This window comes from Pyramidobacter sp. C12-8 (assembly GCF_002007215.1).
Taxonomy (GTDB): domain Bacteria; phylum Synergistota; class Synergistia; order Synergistales; family Dethiosulfovibrionaceae; genus Pyramidobacter.
Map to the genome: position 1 here is coordinate 1 of NZ_MUHX01000143.1, position 223 is coordinate 223.

The 223-nt window shown below is 43.5% G+C and carries 1 protein-coding gene; it reads left to right on the forward strand.

The genetic code is table 11. The annotated features are described in order from the left end of the window. Positions 1 to 34: 34 nt before the first annotated feature. On the forward strand, positions 35 to 223 hold a 189-nt coding region (locus B0D78_RS13095), incomplete at its 3' end, for a hypothetical protein (RefSeq protein ID WP_168170151.1).

The window sequence follows — 223 nt, forward strand, 5'->3', positions numbered from 1 at the left end:
CAAACTCATTGAACGGAAAGGCCTAAAAGAAATAATGCCTGATTACATCAAGGCCTCCCAAAAATTCAAGATGATGGCGATCAAGACGTATGTGGAACGCTGCCGCCTGTCCAATCTCTGCGGTTTTGAGATGCTGCAGTTCGCCGATTGTCTGAAATACGAAAACAAGAACGGCATTGTTGATTGTTTTGATGATGACAAATATATCCCTGCCAACTGGATG